The 4,166-nt window shown below is 59.4% G+C and carries 4 protein-coding genes; all 4 read left to right on the top strand.

The features are described 5' to 3' along the window. The first annotated feature begins 22 nt into the window (after positions 1 to 22). Positions 23 to 1,657, top strand: coding sequence for a hypothetical protein (locus GX444_17005; GenBank protein ID NLH50281.1), 1,635 nt, complete (start codon positions 23 to 25; stop codon positions 1,655 to 1,657). A 499-nt stretch (positions 1,658 to 2,156) separates the two neighbouring features. Beyond that, on the top strand, positions 2,157 to 2,708 hold the full coding sequence (locus GX444_17000) for a hypothetical protein (protein ID NLH50280.1): 552 nt from the start codon (positions 2,157 to 2,159) through the stop codon (positions 2,706 to 2,708). Beyond that, positions 2,705 to 3,919, top strand: coding sequence for a PD-(D/E)XK nuclease family protein (locus tag GX444_16995; GenBank protein NLH50279.1), 1,215 nt, complete (start codon positions 2,705 to 2,707; stop codon positions 3,917 to 3,919). The genes GX444_17000 and GX444_16995 overlap by 4 nt, the downstream gene beginning before the upstream one ends. Beyond that, a partial coding sequence (locus GX444_16990) for a DUF4406 domain-containing protein (GenBank protein ID NLH50278.1) occupies positions 3,916 to 4,166 on the top strand: 251 nt, incomplete at its 3' end. The genes GX444_16995 and GX444_16990, both read left to right, overlap by 4 nt.

Here is a 4,166-nt window from a genome sequence, read left to right as displayed (position 1 = left end):
CCGCGTCATCGAATCCGGAGGCGTGTACAAGGCCATTCGCGGCTTCGACAAGGGCGAGCCGGTCTACGAGCCGATCACCGATTTCGTCATCCGGATTAAAAGCCTGCTGTTGACCGCCGAGGGATACGAACGGGACGTGGTTTTCATCAAAGGCGGCCATGAAAGCCCGCGCATCGTGATGACCTCCCGCAGCATGGCCAGCCGCGTCGCCTTCATGACCTTTTGCAACAACGCCGGGTATTTCAACTACACCGGCTCTGACGCGGACCTGGCCCACCTCTGGGCCGACATCCAGAGCGAAACCCCGGAGAAGGTCATCGCGCAGCCCGACCACGTCGGGTTCATCGCCGTCGAGGACGCCTGGCTGTTCCGAAATGCGCTGATCAAAAACGGACAGGTCCATCAGCCCGACGGCGAGGGCGTTTTCTGGATCGCGCCCGGCAGGGGCCTCCGGCCGGCCGCCCTTTCCGGCAACATCGACAAGGGCAAGAAGGCCATGTCCTCGGGCAGCGAGATCCCCTACATGATCATCAATCCCGATCAGGCCGAAATGGAGAATCTCGCGGCCGACCTGCTGGACGCCATGCGCGAAAACCTGGGCGGGTACAAGGCCTATCTCGCGGTCGGCTGGACCCTGGCCCTGGTCTTCCAACGGGAACTAGTCGCCCGGTACGACAGCTTCCCCATCCTTTACCTATATGGAAAGCGCGGCTGCGGGAAAAACACCCTGGCCAACTGGCTCACCCAGTTCTGGGGGCTGTACGACGTCGGCAAGAACATCGCCGAGTCCACCCCCACCGGCATCTCCCGGCGTCTGTCCTATTTTTCCGCTCTGCCGGTCTGGTTCGACGAATACCGAAACGAAAAGCGGGTCGCCATCAAGGACGGGGTGTTGCGCGACGCCTACAACTTCGTGGGCGCGACCAAGGGGATCGCCGCCAACTTCGGCACCCGGGACGTGGCGGTGCGCGGGTCCCTCATTCTGACCGGCGAGCACATGCCCGAGGACAACGGTCTTTTCTCACGTTGCCTGGTCATCCAGCTTTCCACCCTGGAACGGCGCGACTCCCTCTATCAGCGGGTCAACGAACTCATCCAGGGCGCCTCGGCGATCGTCACCGACCTGCTGCTTCGAAAAAACCACGAAACCGCCGCCGCCTTCATCGACAACGTGGAGACGGTGCGCCGGAAGCTCAAGGACGATGGCCTCACCGATCGGGACGCCTATGGTTACGCGGTCGCCGCGGCGGGGCTGTTCCTGCTGCGGGAGGATGTCGACTTCCTCCACTGGATTCGCAAGGACGGAGACCGGGTCCAGGAGATAAAGGAATCCGAAACCATCGTCAGCGGCTTCCTCGAGGACATGTGCGTCATGAAGGCCATGGGGCAGTTGCCCCAGGATTTCTACGACCGGCACTGGGTCGACGGCCATCTCTACCTCTACTTCTCCGGCATCTACAGCATCTGGGCCAAGGAACACCGGCAGCGCACCGGCGACAAGGCGTGGGGAAGGAACACGATCCTGGACCAGTTCAAGGAGGAGGCGTTCTTCGTCGCCTGCAACTTCCCCCATCGTTTCAACGGCGCGGTTCGCAAATCCCTCAAGCTGGACATGGCGAAGCTGCCCGACAGCGTCAGGGAGGCGTTCGAGCAATGAAAAATCGTCACTTTTCCCCGGTTACGGGCGGGTTACGACGCAACTCAGCGAAACACATGCACTTTTCACCGCTTGTAACCTTTTTGCGCCATGACGCCCCGACGACCGAAGGCGGTTCGGGTGGTTTTGGCGGAAGTTACGAAACCAAGTTGAGGTTTCACCGGGGTACGCCTTGGTTACGCCATAACCACACGACATCAAACAGCTTTTCGCCAAATGTAACCTGTACCTTTTCAAAATCGACGAAACGACACACGCCTTATAAGAAAGAAAAAATATTTAGCGTTAATTACGCGGAAATGAGCCTCGCGCATACGAGGGTATATCTTTCTACAGTTACAGTAGTTACAAGGTTACAAAAAGAGTTTATCTCTTCGATTTCACGGCGATTTTTTGCGTTACCTTTTTGTACCCTTTTGAAAATCCCGGGTTACACGGGCTTTTCGCCCAACTTCCATAGCAAATCGCATCCCGCCTCACATCGCATCGGAGATTTGTCATGAGCAAGCTACTTCGCCAATGGGCGAACGCCGATACGGACCTGTTCGGCAATCCCCTGCCCAAGCCACCCGATGTGAAGACCACACGGCTGGAAGCGTTCGATGCGGAGTCGCCGTCGTCGGCTCCGCAGGCGCCGGCCGCCGTCGGCGGCGACAGCGCCGATCTCGCCGATTTCAACGAGGACCCGGAGGGCTCCGTTCTCGATGATATCGAGTCGTTCAAGAAGCTGGAGTGCGAGGTCCGGTTCCGGACCAAAGAGCACGGGGACATCTACCTCGTCCCGAAGCACACCGACAAGGACCGCCTCGAACTGACCCCTGAGGACGTGTGGACCATACGCAAAATCGTCGAAACCTTCGACGCGAAGATCGTCGCCTTCCGCAGGCTCGACGATCGGGACCGCAAGCAATTCACCTGCGAGCACTACTACCCCGAGGCCGACGGCAAGCGATGTGTTTTCTACATCGACAACGGCGCCTGCGCCCGGGGCGACGAATTCATGTGCGTCGAATGGCAAAAGGCCAACGACAAGAAAGGAGTTTCCCAATGACCGCCGAAACCGTTCGCGGATTCAAAAACGAGTATCTCAGCTATTCCCGGCTGAGCCGTTACGTTGAATGCCCCATGAGCTTCTACCGACAGTATGTCCTGGGCGAAAAGACCACGCCCAACGATTCCCTGCGATTCGGATCGCTCATGCACGAAACCCTGGAGGCGTTTTACAAGGCGCTGGCCGCGGAAAAATACGTCGGGGTGATGAGCAAAGAGCGGGCTCTGGCCGTCTTCGAGGAAAAATGGGCATCCTCCGGGCTGACCGATCCGAAGCTGTTCGAGGACGGTCGAGCCATTCTCAGAAACTACCTGGCCGCGAATCCGGAGTTCGACCACTCGACCCTGCTGGCCGTTGAGAAAAAATTCCGCATCCCGGTCGGCTCCTTCGAGGTTCTCGGATACATCGATCGGATCGACAGGGTCGACGACTCCACCATCCGGATCGTCGATTACAAGACCAACCGGCTCATCTTCTCCCGCGAGGAGGTCGACTCCGATCTGCAACTGTCCGTCTACCAACTCGCCGCAAGGGAGTTGTTCCCGGAATTTCCGAACGTGGAACTGGAATTCCACATGCTTCGCCACGGCGTGCGAATCAAGACCTCCCGCACCGACGAACAGATTGAGGACGCCCGGGCTTTCATCGAGACCGTGGGAAGGCAAATCGAATCCGCGACGCAGTGGCCCGCCAACCTCGGACCCAACTGCGTCTACTGCGACGTGTCGTCCGAATGCCCCGCCTTTCACCGCGCCCTGCTGGGCGAAGTGGATTTTCTCTGCCGGGACGAATCCGACATCGACGCCGTCGCCCGGGAACGGGAGGAGGTCGCCGCGAAGGCGAAGATCCTGTACGCCCGTAAGTCCCATCTCGAAACCATCCTGAAGGCGCGGATCGAACACGAGGGATCCTTCGACAGCAACGGCGTCCACTATTCGGTCTACCCGGTGAAAAGCCTGACCTACCCGGCGGAAGAGACGATCGTCTTTTTGTCCGAAAACATCGGCCTGTCCGAAGGCGACCTTCGTTCGCGTCTTCTCGCCGTGGACAACAAGCAGTTGGAAACCGTTTTGAAATCGATCCGAAAGGACATGCCGGCCGCGAGGTTCCGGCTGCTGCAGACCGAACTGGAGTCCCTGGCCGAGCAATCGGTTTCGTCCCGGTTTTCCGCCCGCAAGGTCAAAGGCGCGTCCGTGTCGGAGGTCGAATGATGAAGCTCGCGTATGTCGCCGGAAGATACAGGGGCCGCACCCACAACGAGATCATGGAGAACATCCAGGCCGCCCGCTGCGTCTCGGTCCGGCTCTGGGAACTGGGCTATGCCGTCATCTGCCCCCATACCAATTCGGCGTTCATGTCCGGGGTTGCTTCCGAAGACGCCTTTCTGCGGGGCGGGATCGAGATGCTTCGCCGATGCGATCTGCTCGTGCTGGTCGAGGGATGGCAGACGTCGGAGGG

The sequence above is a fragment of the Myxococcales bacterium genome, assembly GCA_012517325.1.
Lineage (GTDB): Bacteria > Lernaellota > Lernaellaia > Lernaellales > Lernaellaceae > JAAYVF01.
Note: the sequence above shows the minus strand (reverse complement) of the source record. Positions and strands in the feature narration are given on the sequence as shown.